Raw genomic sequence first — 23,880 nt, forward strand, 5'->3', positions numbered from 1 at the left:
GAACGGAACTGGAATGGAGGGACGCATGATCCACAAAAACTGGGCTGAATTGATCAAGCCGACACAGCTTGACGTAAAACCGGGCAATGACCCGCTGCGTCAGGCTGTTCTGACCGCCGAACCGCTTGAGCGCGGCTTTGGTCTTACACTTGGCAACGCATTGCGCCGGGTGTTGTTGTCGTCGCTGCAAGGTGCGGCCATCACCGCCGTGCAGATCGACAACGTGCTGCATGAATTTTCCAGCGTCGCCGGTGTGCGCGAAGACGTCACCGACATCGTGCTGAACCTTAAAGGTGTTGCTCTCCGAATGGAAGTCGAAGGGCCCAAGCGCCTTTCGGTCAATGCCAAGGGGCCGGGCGTCGTCACCGCTGGCGACATTTCCGACAGCGCGGGCATCGAGATCCTGAACAAGGAACACGTGATTTGCCACCTCGACGAGGGCGCCGATCTGTTCATGGAACTGACCGTGAACCAGGGCAAAGGCTATGTCGCGGCCGACAAGAACAAACCCGAAGATGCGCCCATCGGTCTTATTCCGATCGACGCGATCTATTCGCCGATTTCCAAAGTCAGCTATGACGTTCAGCCCACCCGCGAGGGCCAGGTTCTGGATTATGACAAGCTGACCATGAAAATCGAAACCGACGGGTCGATCACGCCGGATGATGCCGTGGCCTATGCCGCGCGTATCCTTCAGGATCAGCTTTCGATCTTCGTCAACTTTGACGAGCCCGAAGCCGCCGGTCGCCAGGACGAAGACGATGGTCTTGAGTTCAACCCGCTTCTTCTCAAGAAGGTGGACGAGCTTGAACTGTCGGTGCGCTCTGCAAACTGTCTCAAGAACGACAACATCGTTTACATCGGCGATCTGATCCAGAAAACCGAAGCAGAGATGCTGCGCACGCCGAACTTTGGCCGCAAGTCGCTGAACGAGATCAAAGAAGTTCTCAGCGGCATGGGCCTTCACCTCGGCATGGACGTCGAAGATTGGCCGCCCGACAACATCGAGGATCTGGCCAAGAAATTCGAAGACGCGTTCTGAGACACGCGTGGGTTACACCCACCCTACGGATCGCTTCGTAGGGTGGGATAAATGCCCGGACTGCCGGGGAAAATATGGGCCAATGCCCCAAGGAGAGCGGCTGACACGCATCAGACCGCCGGACAAAGCAAAACACGCTAAGGAGACCATCAAATGCGTCACGCAAGAGGCTACCGCCGCCTGAACCGTACCCATGAGCACCGCAAGGCGCTTTGGGCGAACATGGCCGGCTCGCTCATCGAACATGAGCAAATCAAAACCACCCTGCCCAAGGCCAAAGAACTGCGCCGGATCATCGAAAAGATGATCACACTTGGCAAACGCGGTGATCTGCACGCGCGCCGTCAGGCGGCTGCACAGCTCAAGCAGGACCAGTATGTCGCGAAATTGTTCGACGTGCTTGGCCCCCGCTACAAGGACCGTCAGGGCGGTTATGTCCGCGTTCTCAAGGCCGGTTTTCGCTATGGCGACATGGCGCCGATGGCGATCATCGAGTTCGTCGAGCGCGACGTGAACGCCAAGGGTGCCGGTGACAAGGCCCGCGTTGCCGCGGCTGAGGTTGAGGCTGACGAGGCCTGATACCCGGCCTTCTCGACCAGAATTTGAACGCCGCTGACCCTTGGTCGGCGGCGTTTTCTGTTTGAGGGGGCGGCTCTGGCTTGCAATCCGGGCAAGGCCTTCGCATATCTGCGTGCGTCGCATCAAAGGGCGCGATAGGATGCACCCATGGCCGATCTCTTTCAAGCACCCTCCGACACGCCGCCCAGCACCGCGCCGCGCCCTTTGGCGGACCGGTTGCGCCCGCGCAGGCTTGGCGATGTCATTGGGCAGGATCAGGTGCTTGGCCCCGAGGCGCCGCTTGGGGTGATGCTGGCCTCTGGCAGTCTCACGTCGCTGGTCTTTTGGGGCCCGCCCGGTGTGGGCAAAACCACCATCGCGCGGCTTTTGGCGGATGAAACCGACCTTCATTTCGTACAGATCAGCGCGATTTTCACTGGCGTGCCGGACCTGCGCAAAGTCTTTGAAGAGGCCAAGCATCGCCGTGCCAACGGACAGGGCACGTTGTTGTTCGTCGATGAAATCCACCGCTTCAACAAGGCCCAGCAGGACGGGTTTCTGCCGCATATGGAGGATGGCACGATCCTGTTGGTCGGCGCCACCACCGAAAACCCCAGTTTTGAGCTGAACGCCGCCCTGATGAGCCGCGCGCAGGTTCTGGTGCTGGAGCGGCTGGCGCTTGCCGATCTTGAGCGGCTGGCGCAACGCGCCGAGGCCGATCTTGGCCGCACCCTGCCGCTTGATGGCCCGGCGCGCGAGACGCTTTTGGAGATGGCGGATGGCGACGGGCGCGCCCTGCTGAACCTGATCGAACAGGTGGCGGCGTGGAAGACCGAGGCAAAGCTTGACAAAGCCGCCCTGTCGACCCGCCTGATGAAGCGGGCGGCGAAATATGACAAGGGCGGCGACGAACATTACAACCTGATTTCGGCGCTGCATAAATCGGTGCGTGGATCAGACCCCGATGCGGCGCTCTATTGGTTTGCGCGCATGCTGACCGGCGGCGAAGACCCGCGTTACCTTGCCCGGCGCATCATCCGCATGGCGGTCGAGGATATCGGCCTTGCCGACCCGCAGGCGCAAACCGTCTGTCTGCACGCCTGGGAAACCTACGAGCGCCTTGGCAGCCCCGAGGGCGAGTTGGCGCTTGCGCAGGCGGTGACCTATCTGGCACTCGCGCCGAAATCGAACGCCGGTTACGTGGCCTATAAGGCGGCCATGCGCGAGGCCAGGAAAACCGGAAGCGAACCACCGCCCAAGCATATCCTGAATGCTCCTACCAAGCTAATGGCCGAGCAGGGCTATGGTGCGGGCTATGCCTATGACCATGACGAAGAAGACGGTTTTTCGGGGCAGAATTACTTTCCGGATACGATGAAACGTCCGGTGCTTTATCAACCGGTCGAACGCGGTTTTGAACGCGAGCTCAAAAAACGACTCGATTACTTTTCCAAGTTGCGTGCGCGGCGTGGCTAAGCTTTTGACGCGTGTTGCGCCGGAAATATGTGAAATCTTTGGTCCTGAAACTTTGGGGGCTAAAGGATTAAGGGCTGGAAACACGGCGAGTTTCGTGTTTTGTTTGGGAAATGTCGTATTTAAGCATCCTTCAAACCCGTCGTAACAGGAAGCTTTTGGTGAGGGTCAGCAAAATGGCCTCTCCAATGACAACTCACACAGCAAACAGGGAAATCTTATGAAAAAGAACAAGGACCAGATCCTTTTGGACAAGCTTGCCGATGCGGCCCGTACCGGGACCATCTCGCGCCGCTCGTTCATGCATTATGCGGCCGCAGCAGGCGTAACAGCCTCCGCCGCAACCGGCCTTTGGGGCACATCTGCCCAGGCGGCGCCCACGCGTGGCGGCATCTTCCGTCTTGGTGCCCATGACGGCAACACCTCGGATACGCACGATCCCGGCACATACGTGACCTTCTCGATGATTCAGGTGGCGCACACGTTCCGCTCGTATCTCACCCTGATCGAGCCCGATGGCTCTCTTGGACCGGATGTCGCAAGCGAATGGTCGGCAAGCCCGGACGCCAAGGAGTGGACGTTCACCCTTAACCCCGGTGCCACCTGGCACAGCGGCGGCAAGGTCACGGCGAATGACGTGATTGCCTCGTTGAACCATCACCGCGGTGAAGGCTCGACATCGGCGGCCAAGGCGCTTTTGACCGATGTTCAGGATATCGTGGATAATGGCGATCACTCGATCACCATCAAGCTGGGCTCGGGCAATGCCGATCTGCCGTGGCTGATGACCGATTATCACCTGGCCATGGTGCCTGCGAATGACGATGGCACGGCAAGCTGGAAATCTGGCGATGGCTGTGGCCCGTACAAGCTTACCAACACCGAGTTCGGTGTCGGCTATACATTTACGCGCCACGAAGACTGGCACCTTGACGGCGCCTATTTCGACGAGGTCGTGGTCACGGTTCTCAACGATCCGAACGCCCGTCAGACCGCGCTTGTCACCGGTGATGTGGATGCGATCACCCAGCTCGAGCTCAAGACGCTCGCACTGCTTCAGCGCGACCCCAACATCGTCATCGACAACGTGCCTTCGGCCGCTGCGATCACCATGCCGATGCTCTGCGACGTGGCGCCGTTCGACAATCCCGATGTGCGCAACGCGCTCAAGCTGTCGATTGACCGCAACGAGATCATCGAGAAGATCGCCTTTGGCGCGGCTTCGCCTGGCAATGACTTCCATCATTCGCCCGCCATGCCCTATTGGCCCGATGACATCCCGCAGCGCGAGTATGACCCGGAGCAGGCCAAGTCACTGTTGAAAAAGGCCGGTGCCGAAGGGCTTTCGGTCAACCTCAGCGTGGCCGACTCGGTCTATTCGGGTGCGGTCGACATGTGCGTCCTTTACTCCGAGCAAGCCAAGAAATCGGGCATCGACATCAATGTCGTCCGTGAGCCGAACGATGGCTACTATTCGGATGTCTGGCTGAAAAAGCCATGGTGTGCGGTTCAGTGGGGCGCGCGCCCGACGCCGGATGTTATGTACAGTCTTGCCTATAAGGACGATGCGGCCTGGAACGAATCACATTGGCAGAACGAGCGGTTCAACGAACTGCTGCTGGCGGCCAAGGCGGAACTGGACAACACCCGCCGCGCCGAGATGTATCGCGAAATGGCGATGCTGGCCCGTGATGATGGCGGCACGGTCATCCCGTTCTTCCCGAACTTTGTCTACGCGCGTCGCAAGAACGTCCAGCATGGACCGGATCTTGCTGCAAGCTGGCAGATGGATGGCGCCCGCGCCTGTAGCCGCTGGTGGTTCGAAGCCTAAACACAACACCGAAACCCGGCGTCAATGGCGCCGGGTTTTCTCTGCTTCGGCGCATCCGATTGATTTCCCCAACTGCGTCGGAGCCACAAGCCAGAGCCGGGCGACATCAAAATCCGGCGAGAGCAAAAAAACGAATCTGCCAGATCGGCAATCTGTGTTCAGATGTAACAGCGGATGCCAGAGCAGACAGCAGGAGGGACTAATGGGAGATATTCTAAGGCTCGTTGGAAAACGGCTTGGACTGGGAGTGGGGATTTTGCTGATTATATCGGCAATTATCTTCTTCATGGTTGAATTACTGCCGGGCGATATCGCTCAGGCGGTTCTTGGCCAGGGGGCAACCCCGGAAAACCTTGCCGCGTTGCGCAAGGAAATGGGCCTCGATCAACCGGCCCTTGTGCGGTATTTTGACTGGCTCACCAGTGCGGTCATGTTCGACTTTGGCAATTCCATCGTCACAGGCGAAAGCGTCGTCGATACGATCAGCACGCGCTTTGCCAACACGCTGTTTCTGGCGGCCTATGCGGCCGTTATCGCGGTGCCGATCTCGATTGTCCTTGGTGTGCTGGTGGCGCTTTTGCGCAACTCGATCTTTGACCGGGTCGTCAACGTTCTAACGCTTACCTCGATTTCAAGCCCCGAATTCTTTCTCGGCTATATCCTCATTCTCTATCTGGCGGTCAAAACCGGCATGTTCCCGGCGATTGCCAGCCTGAGCAACGACATGACCTTTGGCGAGCTTCTGCACCGGACCTTCCTGCCGGCGCTGACGCTGGTGCTTGTGGTGACGGCGCATATGATGCGCATGACGCGCGCGGCGATCATCAACCTTCTCGCCTCGCCCTATATCGAGATGGCGCGCCTCAAGGGCACACCGCCCTGGAAGGTGATCGTGAAACACGCGCTGCCCAATGCCTGGGCGCCGATCATCAACGTTGTTGCCCTGAACCTGGCCTATCTCATCACTGGCGTGGTGCTTGTCGAAGTTGTCTTCGTCTATCCCGGTATCGGGCAGGCGCTTGTCGATTCGGTGTCAAAGCGTGATTTCCCCGTGGTGCAGGCCTGCTGCTTGATCTTTGCGGCGACCTTTATCCTTCTTAACCTTGCGGCGGATGTGGGGGCTATCTTGACCAACCCGCGCCTGCGGCATCCGAAATAAGGGGGCAGAGACATGAATGTTTTCGTCATTATCTACTACACTCTGCTTCTGGGCGGCTCTTGCCTGGCGGCGTTCTACAACAAGCGTTCCGCGTTTTTGCTGCTGTTTTCGCTGACTTTGATCTCGTTCATTCTGGGCATTGTCGGCGGGGTTGGCGCGTTGCGCATTGTTGCCACCTGTGCCGGGCTTCTGGCGCTCTCGGCGATGGTATCCTATGCCTTCCGCGAGTTTCTGGTGGCCATTGCGCCGACCAACCTGGCCAAGGAATTGCGCACTGCACCGCTGACCGCCGGGTTCGGGATGTTCATCATCTTCACCTATGCCATCGCCGGAATCTTCGCGCCCTGGATCGCGCCGTTTGGCGAGGCGCAGATCATTTCCTCGGCCTTTGCGCCGCCGGATGAAACCATGCTCCTGGGCGCGGATCAGCTTGGCCGCGATATGTTCAGCCGGGTCATCTTTGGCGCGCGTAACACCGTTGCCCTTGCCTTGGCGGGCACGGTCATGGCCTTTTTGCTGGGCGCGCTTGCCGGGCTTTTGGCGGCGACAACGGGGGGCTGGTTCGACCAGATCCTTGCGCGCACCTCGGATGTGATCATGTCGATCCCCTCGTTGATCTTTGCGCTCTTGATGCTGTCGATCTTTGGCGGCGAGCTGGCCAATAACACCACAAGTTTCTGGCTTCTGTCCATTTTTGCCGCGGTCACCGGGCTATTGGTTGTCACGGCGGTATCAGAGCGAAGTCTCATGGGCTGGATCATCGGCCTTGCGGTTCTGGCCGGGGTTTCGACCTCCTTTGCGCTTGGCATGCTGGTGATCTTCAACCCGTCCGAGATTATCCTGATCCTTGTGGTTGCGGTGATCTATAGCCCTCGGGTGTTCCGCCTGACGCGCGCGGTTGCGGGCAACGTGGTGGTGATGGACTATATCGAGGCCGCAAAACTTCGCGGGGAACGCACCTGGTATCTGATCCGGCGCGAAATCCTGCCCAACTCGACCGCGCCTCTGGTGGCCGAATTCGGGCTGGAATTCTGTTTCGTGTTCCTTCTCATTGCCGGCCTAAGCTTCCTTGGCCTTGGCATTCAGCCACCGACGGCGGACTGGGGATCAATGGTGCGCGAGAACGCGACGCTGATCTCGTTCGGTGATGTCACACCGCTTATTCCTGCGGGGGCTATCGCCTTGCTGACCGTTGCGATCAACTTTGTCGTGGACTGGATGCTGCATCGTTCCTCTGGCCTGAAAGGGTAATCGGATATGGTAAAGAAAAAAGACGTTCTTCTGAAGATCAGGGACCTGAAAATTCAGGGCTATTCCGATGAAAGCTGGGTCGACATCATCAAGGGTGTCGACCTGACCCTGCACCGCGGCGAGGTCATGGGCCTTATCGGTGAATCCGGTGCCGGCAAATCCACGATCGGGGCGGCCTGTATGGGCTATGCGCGTGATGGCACGCGTATCTCGAACGGTTCGATCGAGTTTGACGGGATGGAGTTGACCACCGCCACAGAAAGCGAGCGGCGCGCGTTGCGCGGGTCGCGGATCGCCTATGTGGCGCAATCGGCGGCGGCCTCGTTCAACCCGGCCCATAAGATCATCGACCAGCACACCGAAGCGCCCTTGCAATATCGCCTTAAAAAGCGGGTAGAGGCGCAAGAGGATGCGATGCAGCTCTATGAAAAGCTGCGCCTGCCGAACCCGACCGAGATCGGCTTTCGCTATCCTCACCAGGTCTCTGGCGGCCAGTTGCAGCGCGCAATGACCGCCATGGCGATGTCGTGTCGCCCTGACCTGATCATCTTTGACGAGCCGACCACTGCGCTTGACGTGACCACCCAGATCGAGGTTTTGGCCGCGATCCGGGATATCGTCGAGGAATACAACACCGCCGCGATCTATATCACCCACGACCTGGCGGTGGTGGCGCAGATGGCCGACACGATCAAGGTTCTGCTCAAAGGCGAAGAGGTTGAAGAGGCCTCGACCAAAGAGATGCTGGACAACCCGCAAGAGGAATACACCAAATCCCTCTGGGCGGTGCGCAGCTTTGAAAGCCCGCAGAAATATCGCCCCAAGGATGCTGTGCCGCTGATTTCGGTCAAGAATGTTGATGCCTCTTACACGGGCGGCGCCAAGGTTCTGGATGACGTCAGCTTTGACATCTACGAGGGCATGACCGTCGCCGTCGTGGGCGAATCCGGGTCGGGTAAATCGACCACTGCGCGCTGTATCACCGGGCTTTTGCCACCTTCCAAGGGCGAAATCCTGTTCAAGGGCGAGCCGTTTCCGCCGGATTATCGCAACCGCACCAAGGATCAGCTGCGCCAGTGCCAGATGATCTACCAGATGGCCGATACTGCGCTGAATCCCAAGGTCAAGATATCCGAGATCATCGGTCGGCCTGCGGCCTTCTATTCGGGGCTGAAGGGTGCGAAGCTCAAGAACCGGGTGGATGAACTGCTTGACCTGATCGAGCTTGAGCCGTCGCAGTATTACAACCGCTATCCGCCAGAGCTTTCGGGTGGTCAGAAACAGCGGATCGGCATCGCCCGCGCGCTTGCGGCCGAGCCAAGCTTTATCGTCTGCGACGAGGTCACCTCGGCGCTCGATCAGCTGGTGGCCGAAGGCATCCTGCGCCTGCTTGACCGGCTTCAGGACGAGCTGAACCTGGCCTATATGTTCATCACCCACGATCTTGCCACGGTGCGGTCCATCGCGGATGAGGTGGTGGTGATGCAGCACGGCAAGGTGGTCGAACAAGGGCCCAAGGACGATATGTTCACGCCGCCCCACCATCCCTATACCGACCTGTTGCTAAGCTCGGTGCCCGAGATGGACCCGAACTGGCTTACCACGCTGCTTGAAGAGCGCGGCATTGACAATGTCGGTGATGCGGCGGCGGCGCGGATTGATCCGAAGGACAAAAAGGTCAGCACCACCTAGGCCAGTGGCCACCTGTGGCAGAAAAAGAGAAACGGCGGATGGGGAAACCCACCGCCATTTTGCATTTCAACAGGTTTTGAAGGGCGCGTGCAGCTCGATCAGAGGATCGCCATGGCCGACAGGGCCATGGTGCCAACGATCATCCCATAGACGATCAGCACGGCAGGCCAGCTTGCACTATGCATACGCAATTCGCGGTTCAGTTCGTCGCGGGTCATGTTGGGCCTCCGTCCTTGGCGTTACGATCAAAGTCTATGTTTCGTCTGTGACAAGCACATATGCGAAATTTCCCATGGCGCAATGGGTAAAATAGATAAAATTCATGCAGCTGCCGCAACGCTGCTAGGCGCATGGCGCATGGCGGCCAGAGTCGTCGTAACGATGTCAAAAAACGACACGACGTTCGCGGGGCAGGCGGTTAACGGCCCGCCCCGGATAATCAGGTGTTGCTGCCCTGCAACGGCATCACCTTCAACTCACCTTCTTCGCGGGCCTTGATGGCCAGAGCGGCGGCATGCGAACCGGCGGCGGTGGTGAAATAGGGAATCTTGTCATAGAGAGCGACCGAGCGGATTTCGCGACTGTCTTCAACCGCTTGCGCGCCTTCGGTGGTGTTCATCACAAGCGCGATCTGCCCGTCTTTCAGCATATCGACGATATTGGGGCGCCCCTCATAGACCTTGTTGACCACCTCGCAGGTGATGTCCTGCTCTTGCAGGAAGGTCGCCGTGCCGCGCGTGGCGACGATGCTGAACCCAAGATCGACAAGCACGCGGGCCGCCTCAACAAGGTCCGGCGTCTTGTCGGCATCCTTGATCGAGACAAACACCTTGCCGCTTGCGGGCAGGTCAACGCCGGCCCCCATCTGCGCCTTGAGGAAAGCACGCGGGAAGGACACATCCCAGCCCATAACCTCGCCGGTCGAGCGCATTTCCGGGCCAAGGATCGTATCCACACCGGGGAAGCGCGCGAAGGGAAGAACCGCCTCCTTGACCGAGAACCACGGCATGTTGGGGTCGGCCAGTGTCATCTGATCGGCCATCGGCAGGGTGCCGGGCTTGGTATCTTTGGGGTAAAAGCCACGGAACGGGAAGGCGGCCATTTTCTCGCCTGCCATAAGGCGGGCGGCAATTGCGGCAATCGCCGAATCTGTGGCCTTGGCGACGAAGGGCACCGTGCGGCTCGCGCGCGGGTTCACCTCGATCAGGTAAATCTCATCGTCCTTGACCGCAAATTGCACGTTCATCAACCCGACCACGTTAAGGGCCAGGGCAAGCGCCTCGGTCTGAACCTTGATGCGCGCAATCATCTCGTCGCTAAGCGAATAGGGCGGCAGCGAGCAGGCACTGTCGCCCGAATGTACGCCAGCCTCTTCGATATGCTGCATGATGCCGGCCACGTGAACGGTTTCACCGTCACAAAGCGCGTCGACATCGCATTCGATCGCGCCCGACAGATAGCTGTCAAGCAACACCGGGCTATCGCCGGAAACCACGACCGCCTCGGCGATGTAACGCTCAAGGTGGGCCATGTCGCGGACGATCTCCATCGCCCGACCGCCCAGAACGTAAGAGGGGCGAATGACCAGCGGAAAGCCGATATCATCGGCAATCGCAAGCGCCTGTTCGTCGGTGCTGGCGATGCCGTTGTGCGGCTGCTTCAGGCCAAGTTTGTTGACAAGCTCCTGAAAACGCTCGCGATCTTCGGCGAGGTCAATCGCATCCGGCGTGGTGCCGAGGATCGGAATACCTTCGGCCTCAAGCGCGCGGGCAAGCTTGAGCGGGGTTTGACCGCCGAACTGAACGATGACGCCATGCAGGGTGCCGTTTTCCTGTTCGGTGGTCAGGATTTCCATCACGTGTTCGAATGTCAGCGGTTCGAAATAGAGCCGGTCCGAGGTGTCATAATCGGTCGAAACCGTCTCTGGGTTACAGTTGATCATGATGGTTTCATAGCCTGCCTTGGTCAGGGCGAAACAGGCATGACAGCAGCAATAATCAAACTCGATCCCCTGGCCGATCCGGTTGGGACCACCGCCAAGAATGACCACTTTCTTGCGATCAGAGGGGCGCGATTCACACTCGACCTCGCCCATCATCGGCGATTCGTAGGTGGAATACATATAGGGAGTCTGGGCCTCGAATTCGGCGGCGCAGGTGTCGATCCGCTTGAACACGGCCCGCACCCCAAGATTGCGGCGCGCGCGCCGGACCTGGCCTTCGTCGCGACCGGTCAGAGTGGCCAGCCGCGCATCTGTAAAGCCAAGCATCTTGAGCGTGCGCAGGCCCTCTTCTGTCAGCGGAAGGCCATCGCGGCGAATGTCTTCTTCGGTTTCGACAATCTCGCGGATACGGGCAAGAAACCACGGATCAAAGGCGGTCGCGGCGTTGATCTCGTCATCGCTAAGACCGTGACGCATCGCCTGGGCGATGGTGCGCATCCGGTCGGGTGTGGCCTGGCTGATCGCCTTGATCACGGCGGCCTTGCCCGAGGTCGCATCGGTCGCGCCCTCGATCACCACCTCGTCAAAGCCGGTAAGCCCGGTTTCCATGCTCGCAAGCGCCTTTTGCAGGCTCTCGTGGATGGTGCGGCCAATCGCCATCGCCTCGCCGACCGATTTCATCGCGGTGGTCAGATGCGGTTTGGCACCGGCGAATTTCTCAAAGGCAAAGCGCGGGATCTTGGTGACGACATAGTCGATGGTCGGCTCAAAGCTTGCGGGGGTCACCTTGGTGATGTCGTTATCAAGCTCATCCAGCGTATAGCCAACCGCCAGTTTCGCGGCGATCTTGGCAATCGGAAAACCCGTCGCCTTGGAGGCCAGAGCAGACGAGCGCGACACCCGCGGGTTCATCTCGATCACGACCATGCGGCCATCGGCGGGGTTCACCGCCCATTGCACGTTCGAGCCGCCGGTCTCGACGCCGATCTCGCGCAGCACGGCAATGCTCTGATTGCGCATGATCTGATATTCTTTGTCGGTCAGCGTCAGGGCCGGGGCCACGGTGATGCTGTCGCCGGTGTGCACGCCCATCGGATCGACGTTTTCGATGGCACAGACGATGATGGCATTGTCGGCCTTGTCGCGAACGACCTCCATCTCGAATTCTTTCCAGCCCAGAAGCGATTCGTCGATCAGGATCTGGCTGACCGGCGATGCATCAAGCCCGGTCTTGCAGAAATGCTCGTAATCGTCGCGGTTATAGGCCACGCCTCCGCCGGTGCCGCCAAGGGTAAAGGCCGGGCGGATGATCGCGGGCAGGCCGACGTAATCAATCGCTGCCATGCATTCTTCCATGGTGTTGGCAATCGTCGCTTTTGGGTTCTCGATGCCAAGCCGGTCCATCGCCTCGCGGAAAAGCTTGCGGTCTTCGGCCATCTCGATCGCTTCGCGGTTGGCGCCGATAAGTTCGACACCGTATTTCTCAAGCACGCCCATGTCGGCGACGGCCAGAGCGGTGTTCAACCCGGTTTGCCCGCCCATCGTGGGCAGCAAGGCATCGGGGCGCTCTTTTTCGATGATCTTGGCGATGATCTCGGGGGTGATCGGCTCGATATAGGTGGCATCGGCCAGCTCGGGGTCGGTCATGATCGTGGCCGGGTTCGAGTTGACCAGGATAACGCGGTATCCTTCCTCGCGCAGGGCCTTGCAGGCCTGAGCGCCGGAATAGTCGAATTCGCAGGCCTGACCGATGATGATAGGCCCCGCTCCGATGATCATGATGGATGAAATATCGGTTCTTTTTGGCATGGGGCCCCCGGGCAGCTAAATGGGCGCAGGCAGAGGCCTGCACACGCAAATTGGAGCGGGTTATATCCATGATCCTGCGGTGTGCAAGGCCTGATCCGCGATCTATCCGCCAAACCCGGCCAAGGCTCAGGTCTTAAAGGCGGACATTGACCCCGCATCGGAGGTGTCTATCGCCTCGGGCGGCTCGTCAAGCACAACCTTGTCAAGCGCGCCCATGCCAAGCCTGTTGCGCTGTGGGTAAAACACAAGCTGATCAAGCACCACCCCGGCAAGTGCATTGGCGAGAAAGGTGACAAAGCCGCCCTCTGCGGCACTTTGCGGCAGGGTGAATCTTTCGGTCCCGATCAGGACATCCCCGAAATACCCCTCGACCACGACGCTTGGCTCGCCTTTCTCGGATTGCCAGTCGAGCGAGATGAATTGAAACGGCGCGCCGGGGCGCTGAATCATCACGCCGCCGCGGGCGTTCATGACGCTTTCGATCTCATTGGTCCCATCGGTGCCATCGCCCGACTTGGCCGCCGAGGAAATCATCATGTTGCGGGTCGTGACCATAAACCCATCTTCAGGCATCTCGGCGGGGGCAGGGCCTTCGCCCGGCCCCTCGAACCCGATCGAGACCCGCTCGGCCAGGGCCGACGTGCTCAGCGCCCAGATTCCGAGAAAACCGGCGATCAATCTGCGGGTCATATGATACACTCCTTAAAACGGCCTTGAGGCCAGCGTTCCCTCCAAAGGTGATCCTGTCAAGCGTGGCGCACATCGCAAAACTCGGGCAAACCGACGCTTTTGAGGGTGTGTTTTGACCTCGGGGGGCCTAAATACCCCAGCACCAGCCAAGGGATGCGCAGAGTGCAGATTCGTTTCGATCATGGGCCCATGGGCACCGCCTGTCAGTTTGCGCAGGCGCAGCGCCGGATCGTGGCCAATGATCCGGCCGAGGTGCCCGCCGCGCTTGCCGCGCTTGACGCCGCGCGCGCGGGTGGCTTCTGGCTTGCGGGCTATGCCAGTTACGAGCTTGGCTTTGCCCTTGAGCCGCGCCTTTTGCCGCTTTTGCCGCGTGACCGCCGTTTGCCCTTGCTCGATTTCGGGGTGTATGACGCGCCGCAGGCAGCGGGGGATTTGCCCGGAGATCCCGCCGGTCTTGGCGATTTGCGCCCTCTTTGGGATCAGTCCCGCTATGGCCGCGCGTTCCGGACGGTCCATGATTATATCTGTGCCGGTGATATCTATCAGGCCAACCTGACCTTTCCCATTCGCATGTCCGCGACCGGCGGGGCGGGCGCGCTTTATGCCGCGCTACAACGGGTGCAGCCGGTGCGCTATGGCGCGCTGATCGAGGATGACAGCGGCCCGGCGATCCTGTGCCGCTCGCCAGAGCTTTTCTTTCGCACTCATGCCGACGGGCGGATCGAGACCCGCCCGATGAAGGGCACACAGCCCCGAAGCAGCGACCCGACAGAAGATGCCCGCCGCCGGTTCTTCCTGCAAAGCGACGCCAAGAACCGCGCCGAAAACCTTATGATCGTTGATCTGCTGCGCAACGATATCTCGCGGGTGAGTGTGCCCGGAAGCGTCTCGGTGCCCGAGCTTTTCTCGGTCGAGACCTATCAGACCGTGCATCAGATGACCTCGCTCATCACCGCGCAGATGATGCCCGAAACCGGCCTGTCGGATATTTTCACGGCGCTGTTTCCCTGCGGCTCGATCACCGGGGCGCCGAAACTGCGTGCGATGCAGATTCTGGCCGATCTGGAACAGGCCCCGCGCGAGATCTATTGCGGTTCGGTCGGTTGGGCCGCGCCGGATGGGCGCGCCGAATTCAACGTCGCCATTCGTACCCTGATGGTCGAGGATGGCGAGGCGGTTTTGAACGTCGGCGGCGGCGTGGTCTATGACAGCACCGCGACCGGCGAATTTGAGGAGGCGCTCTGGAAGGCGCGCTTTGCCCGCGCCCTGACCCCGGCCTTTACCTGAGCGCGGCTATTCCGCGGCCTGTCGGGCCGGACCGTGATCTTTCTGGTAAAGATAATCGCGGGTCAGCGGGACCGTCTCTTTTTTGGGCGATAACTGAAACTGGAACACCACATGCTTGTTGGCGCGAAAGGTCAGCTCGCTGGTGATCAGGTAATAGCGCCACATCCGGCAGAATCGTTCGTCATATAGCGCATGCGCCTTGTCGATATTGGCCTCGAACCGCTCGGTCCAATGGCGCAGCGTCTTGGCATAATGCAGGCGCCAGACCTCGACATCGGTGGTGATCAGGCGACTTTTCTCGATGGCGGTCACCGCCTCTGACATGGCCGGGCAATAGCCGCCGGGAAAGATGTATTTGGTGATCCAGGCGCTTGTAGCGCCCGGCATCCCGGCGCGCCCGATGGTATGCACAAGGGCCACGCCATCCGGCGTGAGCAGACGCTTGAGCGTATCGAAATATTCGCCGTAATGGGGCACGCCGACATGTTCGAACATGCCCACCGAGACGATGCGGTCAAACTGTCCGGTGACGTGGCGATAATCCATCAGCTTGAACTCTGCCTGACCCTCTAGCCCGGCCTCTTTGGCGCGGGCATTGGCGATGCCGTGCTGTTCACGCGATAGGGTCACGCCGGTCACCTGCGCGCCGTAATCGCGCGCCAGCGTCAGGCCCATCCCGCCCCAGCCACAACCGATATCAAGCACCCGCATGCCCGGCTTGATCAGCAGCTTGCGCGCGATATGGTGCTTTTTGGCCTCTTGCGCGGCCTCAAGCGTCATGTCCGGATCACTGAAATAAGCGCAGGAATATTGCTTGTCCTCATCGAGGAACAGATCGTAAAGCTCGCTCGAGAGGTCGTAATGATGCGCGACGTTCTTTTGCGCGCGGCTGACCGGGTTGAACTGTTTGAAGCGCCGCAGCATCCAGCGCCCGATCACGAGAGGGCGGCGAAACCACGGCTGGCCCTGCGCCGCCATATTGCTCATCGCCAGTGACAAGAACCCATAGAGATCATCATCGGCGATGGTCAGGCGTCCATCCATATAGGCCTCGCCCAAGGCCAGATCGGGCGCCATCACCATCTTGCGCGGCAGGCTCGGGTCATGAAACGTCAGCGCCGCCGCTGGTCCGTCATCGCTTCCGTAATGGCGCGTGGTGCCATCGGCGAAGGTCACACTTAACCGACCCTGCTTGATCAGGTGCGTCAGCAATCGGTCGAAAGCTTTGGTCCACATATTCCACCTCATCTATTGTCGCCAGAATGGCACCACTTTCTGGTGTACTTAAACCTGTCGCTTGGCCGGGATTTCCCGGTTCGACTGCGCGTATGAGCGGTATTTTTATCCAGAATCCCCTTAATGTAAACGGATTTGCCGGGCATGAACGGGTTGCGGCCCTTGACTTTGCCGCCCCGCCAAGGTGTATCGGCCCGGACCATGACAGATGCCCCACCGGGGCCGAAAGAGGACGCCATGCACGCATATCGCAGCCATACTTGCGCCGACCTGACCAAATCCAACGTGGGCGACGCTGTTCGCCTCTCTGGCTGGGTGCATCGCATCCGCGATCATGGCGGGGTGCTGTTCATTGATCTGCGCGATCACTATGGCGTGACACAGCTTTTGTGTGACCCCGACAGCCCGGTTTTCGCCGAGGTGGAAAAGCTGCGTAGCGAGTATTGCATTCGAATCGACGGCTCGGTGAAGGCGCGCGACGACAGCCTGATCAACGCCAAGATCCCCACCGGCGAGATCGAGGTCTTCATTCGCGACCTCGAGGTTCTTGGGGCCTCTGCCGAATTGCCGCTGATGGTGTTCGGCGATCAGGAATACCCCGAGGAAACCCGCCTGCGCTATCGCTACCTTGATCTGCGCCGCGAGGCGATGCAGCGCAACATGACGCTGCGCTCTGATGTTGTGGCCTCGATGCGCCGCCGCATGTGGGACAAGGGGTTTCGCGAATACCAGACGCCGATCATCACCGCCTCGTCGCCCGAAGGCGCGCGCGACTTTCTGGTGCCTTCACGCCAGCACCCCGGCAAGTTCTATGCCCTGCCGCAGGCGCCACAGCAGTTCAAACAGCTGATCATGGTCAGCGGCTTTGACAAGTATTTCCAGATCGCGCCGTGTTTCCGTGACGAAGATCCGCGCGCCGACCGTTCGCCGACCGATTTCTATCAGCTTGACCTTGAGATGTCCTTTGTCGAGCAACAGGATGTCTTCGACACCATTCAGCCGGTCGTTCAGGGCATTTTCGAGGAATTCGGCCAAGGTGCGGCGGTCGATGCCCATTGGCCGCATATTTCGTATCGCGACGCCGCGCTCTGGTATGGCACCGACAAGCCCGACCTGCGCAACCCGATCAAGATGCAGGATGTAAGCGAACATTTCCGCGGCTCTGGTTTCGCGATCTTCGCCAAGCTTCTGGAGCAGGAGGGCACCGAAATCCGCGCCATTCCCGCCCCCACCGGCGGCAGCCGCAAATTTTGTGACCGGATGAATGCCTTCGCGCAAAAAGAGGGCCTGCCCGGCATGGGCTATATCTTCTGGCGCGACGGTGAAAACGGTGTCGAGGCCGCAGGCCCGCTCGCCAAGAACATCGGCCCCGAACGCACCGAGGCGATCCGCCTTCAGCTTGGTCTTGGCAAGGGCGACGCGGCGTTTTTCCTTGGCGGCAAGCCATCGGTCTTTGAACGGGTGGCTGGCAAGGCGCGCACCGTCATCGGGGATGAGCTTGGCCTGACCGATCAGAACCGGTTTGCCTTTGCCTGGATCGTCGATTTCCCGATGTACGAGGCCGACGAGGAAAGCGGCAAGATCGACTTTAGCCACAACCCGTTCTCGATGCCGCAAGGCGGGCGCGCGGCGCTTGACGGGGACCCGCTTGAGGTTCTGGGATACCAGTATGACCTGAGCTGTAACGGTTACGAGCTTATTTCCGGGGCGATTCGGAACCACAAGCTTGATACCATGATCAAGGCGTTCGAACTGGCCGGGTATGACGAGGCCGAGGTGCGCAAGCGCTTTGGTGGCATGGTCAACGCCTTTCAATACGGCGCGCCGCCCCACGGCGGTTGTGCGGCGGGGATCGACCGGATCGTGATGTTGCTGGCCGAGACCGCCAATATCCGCGAAGTGATCATGTTCCCGATGAACCAGCGGGCCGAAGACCTGATGATGAACGCGCCCTCTGATCCCACCAGCGATCAGATGATGGAGCTTGGCCTGCGGGTGATACCGCAGGAATAAGCCGCGCAGCGGGCGGCAAACGGGGCCTTTCCTTTGGCGCGGCATGGGTGCATGCTCGCGTCAGAGGATTTATGTAAAAGGCTTTTTATGCTGCAAGATCGACCCCTTGGCCCGAAACTGACCGATTGGAAAGAACCGCCTGCGCCCGAGGGCGCGGCGCTTGTCGGGCGCTATGCGGCGCTTGAGATGCTGGATGCCGATCGCCACGCCTCTGACCTGCACCGCGCCAATAGCGCCAGCGATGCGATCTGGGATTACATGCCCTACGGCCCGTTTTCATCCGCCGCGCAATACCACCGCTGGGCGCGGCAGATCACCGGCGGGCAGGACCCGCTGTTTTACGCGATCACCAATCTCGAGACGGGCCAACTGGGTGGCGTTGCAAGCTATCTTCGGATCGCGCCACAATCGGGCAGCATCGAGGTCGGGCACATCAACCTCTCGCCCGCGCTGCAACGCACCCGCGCCGCGACCGAGGCGATGTATCTTATGATGAAATGGGCGTTCGAGGCGGGCTATCGGCGCTATGAATGGAAATGCGACGCGCTCAACATGCCGTCGCGCCGCGCCGCAGAACGCTTGGGCCTTAGCTATGAGGGTATTTTCCGTCAGGCCACCGTGGTGAAAGGGCGCAATCGCGATACCGCCTGGTTTGCCGCGATTGATGCCGAGTGGCCCGCCCTGCAGGAGGCCTTTCAAATCTGGCTGGCCCCGTCAAACTTTGACGAAGAGGGCCGACAGCGCGAAAGCCTGAGCAGCCTGACCCGCCTTGTGCGCGCCGCCGGTGATCCCGCCCAGGGCTAGACCCGCGCCGCCTTAAATCGCCAGCCGCGTCTGCAGCCGCTTTTCGATCAGCGCGACCATCGGTGCAACAGCGTCGGCACCGGTTTCCCCGGAAATCTTCGTCGCGGCCTGCGCCATTGCCCCGTCAGAGGCCGAGTGGGCCACACCAGTCAGAAATTGCGAGATATAGGCCAGCACCGGCGCGTCATGCCCGCCGTCAAGCAGGTTCAGCACGTGCTCCAGATCATCGCGATAGGCCAGCGGATCAGGGCTTATGACCTCATCGGTGATCGCATAGGGGCCGTTCGGGCGCCGGTCAGCGGGCAGATGGCGCAGAATCTGTTGCTGAAAGGTGCCAAGGCTCTCTATCGGCTTAAGAAGAAACCCATCCGCCCCGACCTTGAGAGCCGCGTCTTCGGCCGTGGCATCGCCGCTTGTCGCGATGATAACGCCGACGCGCGGCGAGACGCGGTCAAGCTCTTCGATAAGCTCGGCACCGGGGCCATCCGGCAGGCCAAGGTCGATAATCGCCGCCGACGGGCGATAGACCTGAAGATGCCGCCGGGCAGAGCGCAGGCAATCCGCCCGCCTGATCCGCGCACCGCTGCGCAAACACATAAGACGCAGCGCCTCGCTGGCATAGCGGCTATCCTCGACGGCGAGGACGGTCATACCCAAAAGCGGGCGGCTGTTTGTGGGCGCGCGCTGGGGTGCAAGGCTGTCGAGATCATTCATCGGGCTGATCCTTTGTTGAACCGGGTCCGCACAGGATTACGCAGGGATGGTGAACGCGCGGTTAATGCGCGGGTTGCGTCCCCCTGTCGCTTGTCACCCGGCGTTTGCGCCCCCATAACACAGTCAAACCAGATGAAAGGAACCAGCCATGATCGGACGCCTCAATCACGTTGCAATCGCCGTGCCGGATCTGACCGCCGCCGCCGAGCAATACCGCACTGCGCTGGGCGCCAAGGTGGGCGCACCGCAGGACGAACCCGACCACGGGGTCACTGTTATCTTTATCGAATTGCCCAATACCAAGATTGAATTGCTGTACCCGTTGGGGGAAAACAGCCCGATCAACGGATTTTTGGAAAAGAACCCGGCGGGGGGGATTCATCACATCTGTTACGAGGTTGACGATATTCTGGCCGCCCGCGACCAGCTTTTGAAATCCGGCGCGCGCGTGCTTGGTACCGGCGAGCCCAGGATTGGCGCCCATGGCAAGCCGGTGCTGTTTTTGCACCCCAAGGATTTTAACGGCTGCCTTGTCGAGTTGGAGCAAGTCTGATGGGAATCACCTCTGGCATCGTGCTTTTCGCCGTGATCTGGTTCATGACCTTTCTCGTCGTGATCCCGATTCGCATTCAGACACAGGGCGATTTGAACGAGGTCGTGCCAGGCACCCATGCCGGATCGCCCGAGCATCATCACCTGCGCAAAAAGGCCTGGATCACCACCGGGCTCAGTGTCGTTCTCTGGGCGATCATCGGCGGCACGATCCTGTCGGGAAAGATTACGGTGCGTGATCTTGATACCTTCATGTTCAACCGGATGGGCCCCGAGCAGAGCGCGCCGCAATAGCGTGATAGATATGGGTAAAGGTGGCCGCGCCCAGGATCGGGATCACCAGATTGATCAGCGGCACCGATAGAGGCATCGCCATAAGCGTGCCCGCCGCCCAGATCGTCAGCCGGTTCTTGCGCCGCAGGTCCTTGGCGCGCGCGCGGCCGATGCGGCGCATGGCGGCCAGTTGGAAATATTCCATCCCCAGCAAATAACCGTTCAACGCCCAGAAAATGAAAAGCGCGAAGGGTGTGAAAATCGCATAGGCAATCAGCGCCACGATATTGGCCCCGATCAGGATGCCCAGGAAATTCACCGTATCGCGCAGGGCCTCGCCAAACGGCACCTTGCTCGCCGTCCCAAGGCCGGGATAATGGCGATCCTCGACCGCCTGCGCCACCTCGTCGAGAAACATCGAGGTGATGGCAGAGGCCACCGGCACCATCAAAAACGCTGACACGATCATCATCAGCAAAAAGCTGCTCCAGCCCAACAGGTCGTTAAGCCAGGTCACCTCGCCGATCAGCGGCAGGGTGCTTGTATCGCCAACCGCCCATTGGATGAGCCCCAGAAAAAGCGCATAGGCGGCAATCAAAAGCGCCAGCGTCAGGCCGACCCCAATCAGCAGAACACGCTGAAAGCGCCGGTCACCAACCTGCGACAGAGCCTTGAAAAAGCTGGTAAATATCATGCCGAAATCCAGGTGGTGATCTGGTCGAGATCGGGGCGTGGCCGTTCCGGCGGCGCGCTGCCTTCGGTGCCGATATGGATGAACCCGGCGATCCGCTCGGGCGATGTAAGGCCAAGCGCGGCTTCGGCAAAATCGCGGTCATGGCTTGCCCATCCGCTCAGCCAATTGGCGCCCCACCCCGCCGCAAGCGCGGCATTCAAAAGCGCAAGGCAGACACCGCCCGCCGCATAGGTCTGTTCAATCGCCGGGATTTTCTCGGAGGGTTTTTGCACCTCGATCACGGCCACCGCCAGATGCGCCGTGTCAAACTGCCCCTTTGCCTTGGCGATATCCTCGGGGGATTTGCCAAGCCGCGCGCCAACCCCCTCGATCAGCCCCGCAATCCGCAACAGCGCGCCGCGTTCCAGCACGATAAAGCGCCAGGGTTCAAGCTTGCCATGATCCGGGCTTCGGGCGGCGGCGGTCAGAAGCGGGCGCAATTCGGCGCGCGCGGGAACCGGCAGAACAAGCGTCTTTGCCGGACGCGAGCGGCGGGTTTGCAGAAATTCAAGGGCGGCGGGGTTCGGAACGGGCATGGCAACCTTTCATCTTTATCACGGCCTACATGTCGGCAAGCCGGGGGGCAGGGTCAAGGGGCCGCGCCGTTTAAAACCACTTGGAGCGCGCCGGGCCAGCGGGTAATCAAACCCATGGATATCCCTGATCTCAGCCACCTCGCGCGCTCCGGCACCCAGATTGCCCTGCGGGTGACACCCAAAGCCTCGCGCAACCGCATTACCTTTGAGGCGGATCAGCTCCGGGTCTATGTCACCACCGTGCCCGAGGACGGCCGCGCCAATGCCGCCGTGCAAAAGCTGTTGGCCAAGGCGCTCGGCCTGCCCAAGACGCGCCTGCGGCTCATTCGCGGGCAGACCTCGCGCGACAAGGTGTTCGAGGTGGAATAGATTTAGGACGCATGTGCGCGCTATTGAACGACGCCTCCGGTGCGACCGGAAAATACCTCACCCTGTCTCATAACGCCGTGCCGCCAAGCTAAGCTGGCCGTGAAGCGGCGGCGGCACGCGCCGCTATTGGCCCGGTTCGATCCAGCCGGTATGGCGATTCACGTTCAGCCGTTGCACGAGCGAGCCGTCTTTGGTGACGATATCGGCTGTGATGGTATCGGAATCCTTTTCGTCGATATTGCCAAGTTTGAGGTTTGGGTTGTTCATCCAGCGAAGTCTATACTCCATCATGTGCCTGACATCGCCGATATCGAGATCCTCCCGCACTGACGGCATCATGCCGGGACCAGCACCGCCCGGCTGGTTGAAGCCCGGACCCATCATGTAGCCCGGACCCATCATATAGCCCTGGCCCATCATGTGGCCCGGATTCATCATATACCCCGGAGCCATCATGTGACCTGGATCCATCATGTAACCTTGACCCATCATCTGGCCTTGGCCCCATCCGTTTTGCCATCCATGGGAACGGTTGAAATCGTGAGCTAGAGCGGGAACGGAAAGCGACAGGGCCGTTAGACCTGTTACCCCAAGAATTTCAATCATCAGCTTTAGTGACATTGCGTTTCCTCCCTCGGCATTGCGCCTCTGACCGGGGGAGGGTATCGAAGAACGCCTGTTCCAAACTGACATAAATCAAAGGTGACGCCAGATTTTGGAGGGGGCATTTGCCTGTGTTTCGCTTGGGCAAAATACATCGGTCCACCCCGCTTTCGCGCGTGCGGGATATAGCTTTAAGTCGGCCATTTACAGGATCAGCGGCGGCCCATGCGCCCGCTTGCGGGGCGCGGCGCTCAGAGGTTTTGTGATGTCAGGTGGCCGCCTCTAGGCAACGCCCGCGCGCAGGGCGTCATGGATATGCACCAATCCCTGTAGCTGCCCGGCGTCATCGACCGCGAAAAGCGCGCTGATCTTATGGGTGTTCATCACCCCAAGCGCCTCGGACAACAACGCATCCGGCGAAATGCTGCGTGGGTTATAGGTGGCGATCTCGCCGGCGGTGCGGCTCATCAACTGATCAAGATTTCGCCGCAAGTCACCATCGGTGATCACCCCCCTGAGCATGCCATTCTCGACCAAAGCCGCCACGCCAAAGCCCTTGGCGGTCATCTCAAGCAGGGTTTCGCCCATATTCGTATTGGCCGCGACCACCGGCAGGGCATCGCCCCGGTGCATCACCGACGACACCTTGAGCAATTGCGCCCCAAGCGTGCCGCCAGGATGAAAGGCCATGAAATTCTCGCGCTCGAACCCGCGCATCCGCATCATCGCCACCGCCAGGGCATCGCCAAGCGCCAGCGTGCAGGTCGTGCTTGTGGTCGGCGCCATGCCGATGGCACAGGCCTCGGGCGCATTGGGCAGCTCAAGCAGGTGATCGGCCTGTTGCGCCAGAGTGCTGTCGGCCTTTTTGGTGATCGCCACCAGAGGGATCGCAAAACGGCGGGTATGGGCGATGATATCGGCCAGTTCGCGGGTCTCGCCGGAATTGGAAATAAGGATCACCGCATCCTGATCGGTGATCATGCCGAGGTCGCCATGGCTGGCCTCGCCGGGGTGGACATATTGCGCCGGGGTGCCGGTGCTGGCCATGGTCGCGGCGATCTTGGCCGCGATATGCCCCGACTTGCCCATGCCCGACACGATCACGCGACCGCGCACCTGCAACAGCTCGATGATCACCTGATCAAAGCGTTCCGGAAGGCCATCGCGCAGCGTGTTCAGCGCCTCGGCCTCGATCCGCAAGACCTCTCGGGCAATTTCGGTCGGCGTTTGGCTGGCTGTCATGGCGTGGCTCCTCTTTGCCCGACTGATAGCGCGCTCCGGCCCCAAGGCCAAGCCCCCGCCGCGAGGCCGCA

Annotated in this window: 21 protein-coding genes; 13 read left to right on the forward strand and 8 right to left on the reverse strand. The window is 60.2% G+C overall.

Annotation, left to right across the window (positions count from 1 at the left end; translation table 11 throughout):
- Positions 1-25: 25 nt before the first annotated feature.
- The 7 genes from BUB78_RS15805 to BUB78_RS15835 all read left to right on the forward strand — a co-directional run bounded on the left by BUB78_RS15805 (position 26) and on the right by BUB78_RS15835 (position 9,006).
- Positions 26-1,042 carry a DNA-directed RNA polymerase subunit alpha gene (locus BUB78_RS15805; protein WP_073199748.1) on the forward strand — a complete coding sequence of 339 codons (1,017 nt, stop codon included), beginning with the start codon at positions 26-28 and terminating at the stop codon, positions 1,040-1,042.
- Between the two features lie 153 nt (positions 1,043-1,195).
- Entirely contained in the window at positions 1,196-1,621 is a 426-nt protein-coding gene (gene rplQ / locus BUB78_RS15810; protein ID WP_073199673.1) for a 50S ribosomal protein L17, read from the forward strand.
- A 147-nt stretch (positions 1,622-1,768) separates the two neighbouring features.
- Positions 1,769-3,076 carry a replication-associated recombination protein A gene (locus tag BUB78_RS15815; protein ID WP_073199675.1) on the forward strand — a complete coding sequence of 436 codons (1,308 nt, stop codon included), beginning with the start codon at positions 1,769-1,771 and terminating at the stop codon, positions 3,074-3,076.
- Between the two features lie 217 nt (positions 3,077-3,293).
- On the forward strand, positions 3,294-4,904 hold the full coding sequence (locus BUB78_RS15820; RefSeq protein ID WP_073199677.1) for an ABC transporter substrate-binding protein: 1,611 nt from the start codon (positions 3,294-3,296) through the stop codon (positions 4,902-4,904).
- A 202-nt stretch (positions 4,905-5,106) separates the two neighbouring features.
- Positions 5,107-6,063 (forward strand): ABC transporter permease, encoded by a 957-nt coding sequence (locus tag BUB78_RS15825; RefSeq protein ID WP_073199680.1) that lies wholly within the window; start codon positions 5,107-5,109, stop codon positions 6,061-6,063.
- 12 nt (positions 6,064-6,075) lie between these two features.
- Positions 6,076-7,314 carry an ABC transporter permease gene (locus tag BUB78_RS15830; protein WP_073199689.1) on the forward strand — a complete coding sequence of 413 codons (1,239 nt, stop codon included), beginning with the start codon at positions 6,076-6,078 and terminating at the stop codon, positions 7,312-7,314.
- A gap of 6 nt (positions 7,315-7,320) precedes the next feature.
- Entirely contained in the window at positions 7,321-9,006 is a 1,686-nt protein-coding gene (locus tag BUB78_RS15835; RefSeq protein ID WP_073199691.1) for an ABC transporter ATP-binding protein, read from the forward strand.
- Positions 9,007-9,445: 439 nt separating this feature from the next.
- On the opposite strand, the gene carB is transcribed toward BUB78_RS15835, so the two are convergent.
- Positions 9,446-12,757, reverse strand: coding sequence for a carbamoyl-phosphate synthase large subunit (carB, locus tag BUB78_RS15840; protein WP_073199693.1), 3,312 nt, complete (start codon positions 12,755-12,757; stop codon positions 9,446-9,448).
- Positions 12,758-12,883: 126 nt separating this feature from the next.
- Positions 12,884-13,447: a hypothetical protein gene (locus BUB78_RS15845; RefSeq protein ID WP_073199695.1), complete on the reverse strand. Its 564-nt coding sequence runs from the start codon at positions 13,445-13,447 to the stop codon at positions 12,884-12,886.
- Between the two features lie 162 nt (positions 13,448-13,609).
- On the opposite strand from BUB78_RS15845, the gene BUB78_RS15850 reads away from it, so the two are divergent.
- The gene (locus BUB78_RS15850) at positions 13,610-14,734 is read left to right on the forward strand and encodes an aminodeoxychorismate synthase component I (protein WP_073199750.1); all 1,125 of its coding nucleotides are present in this window, start codon (positions 13,610-13,612) and stop codon (positions 14,732-14,734) included.
- Between the two features lie 6 nt (positions 14,735-14,740).
- Here the strand turns inward: BUB78_RS15850 and BUB78_RS15855 are convergent, their stop codons facing one another.
- The gene (locus tag BUB78_RS15855) at positions 14,741-15,970 is read right to left on the reverse strand and encodes an SAM-dependent methyltransferase (RefSeq protein ID WP_073199697.1); all 1,230 of its coding nucleotides are present in this window, start codon (positions 15,968-15,970) and stop codon (positions 14,741-14,743) included.
- Between the two features lie 237 nt (positions 15,971-16,207).
- Between BUB78_RS15855 and aspS the strand changes: the two genes are divergently transcribed.
- A complete protein-coding gene (gene aspS, locus BUB78_RS15860; RefSeq protein ID WP_073199752.1) occupies positions 16,208-17,983 on the forward strand; it encodes an aspartate--tRNA ligase in 1,776 nt (591 codons plus the stop codon).
- Between the two features lie 87 nt (positions 17,984-18,070).
- Positions 18,071-18,787, forward strand: a complete 717-nt coding sequence (locus BUB78_RS15865) for a GNAT family N-acetyltransferase (protein ID WP_073199700.1) — start codon at positions 18,071-18,073, stop codon at positions 18,785-18,787.
- A 12-nt stretch (positions 18,788-18,799) separates the two neighbouring features.
- On the opposite strand, the gene BUB78_RS15870 is transcribed toward BUB78_RS15865, so the two are convergent.
- Positions 18,800-19,501 carry a response regulator gene (locus BUB78_RS15870; protein WP_073199702.1) on the reverse strand — a complete coding sequence of 234 codons (702 nt, stop codon included), beginning with the start codon at positions 19,499-19,501 and terminating at the stop codon, positions 18,800-18,802.
- A gap of 148 nt (positions 19,502-19,649) precedes the next feature.
- On the opposite strand from BUB78_RS15870, the gene mce reads away from it, so the two are divergent.
- Complete coding sequence (gene mce, locus BUB78_RS15875) at positions 19,650-20,054, forward strand: methylmalonyl-CoA epimerase (RefSeq protein WP_073199704.1); 405 nt, start codon at positions 19,650-19,652, stop codon at positions 20,052-20,054.
- Positions 20,054-20,347 carry a DUF1467 family protein gene (locus BUB78_RS15880; protein WP_073199706.1) on the forward strand — a complete coding sequence of 98 codons (294 nt, stop codon included), beginning with the start codon at positions 20,054-20,056 and terminating at the stop codon, positions 20,345-20,347. Before mce ends, BUB78_RS15880 begins: the two co-directional genes overlap by 1 nt.
- Here the strand turns inward: BUB78_RS15880 and BUB78_RS15885 are convergent.
- Together BUB78_RS15885 and BUB78_RS15890 are read right to left on the reverse strand one after the other, a co-directional pair.
- Positions 20,310-21,020 carry an EI24 domain-containing protein gene (locus BUB78_RS15885; protein WP_073199708.1) on the reverse strand — a complete coding sequence of 237 codons (711 nt, stop codon included), beginning with the start codon at positions 21,018-21,020 and terminating at the stop codon, positions 20,310-20,312. The two genes, BUB78_RS15880 and BUB78_RS15885, sit on opposite strands and share 38 nt — an antisense overlap.
- Positions 21,017-21,595: a nitroreductase family protein gene (locus tag BUB78_RS15890; RefSeq protein ID WP_073199710.1), complete on the reverse strand. Its 579-nt coding sequence runs from the start codon at positions 21,593-21,595 to the stop codon at positions 21,017-21,019. The genes BUB78_RS15885 and BUB78_RS15890 overlap by 4 nt, the downstream gene beginning before the upstream one ends.
- Before the next feature lie 114 nt (positions 21,596-21,709).
- On the opposite strand from BUB78_RS15890, the gene BUB78_RS15895 reads away from it, so the two are divergent.
- Positions 21,710-21,964 carry a DUF167 domain-containing protein gene (locus tag BUB78_RS15895; protein WP_073199712.1) on the forward strand — a complete coding sequence of 85 codons (255 nt, stop codon included), beginning with the start codon at positions 21,710-21,712 and terminating at the stop codon, positions 21,962-21,964.
- Positions 21,965-22,087: 123 nt separating this feature from the next.
- Here the strand turns inward: BUB78_RS15895 and BUB78_RS15900 are convergent, their stop codons facing one another.
- Positions 22,088-22,585 (reverse strand): hypothetical protein, encoded by a 498-nt coding sequence (locus tag BUB78_RS15900; RefSeq protein ID WP_139279373.1) that lies wholly within the window; start codon positions 22,583-22,585, stop codon positions 22,088-22,090.
- 264 nt (positions 22,586-22,849) lie between these two features.
- Positions 22,850-23,809 carry a KpsF/GutQ family sugar-phosphate isomerase gene (locus BUB78_RS15905; protein WP_139279374.1) on the reverse strand — a complete coding sequence of 320 codons (960 nt, stop codon included), beginning with the start codon at positions 23,807-23,809 and terminating at the stop codon, positions 22,850-22,852.
- Between the last annotated feature and the right edge of the window lie 71 nt (positions 23,810-23,880).

It is taken from the genome of Roseovarius marisflavi (assembly GCF_900142625.1).
GTDB lineage: Bacteria > Pseudomonadota > Alphaproteobacteria > Rhodobacterales > Rhodobacteraceae > Roseovarius > Roseovarius marisflavi.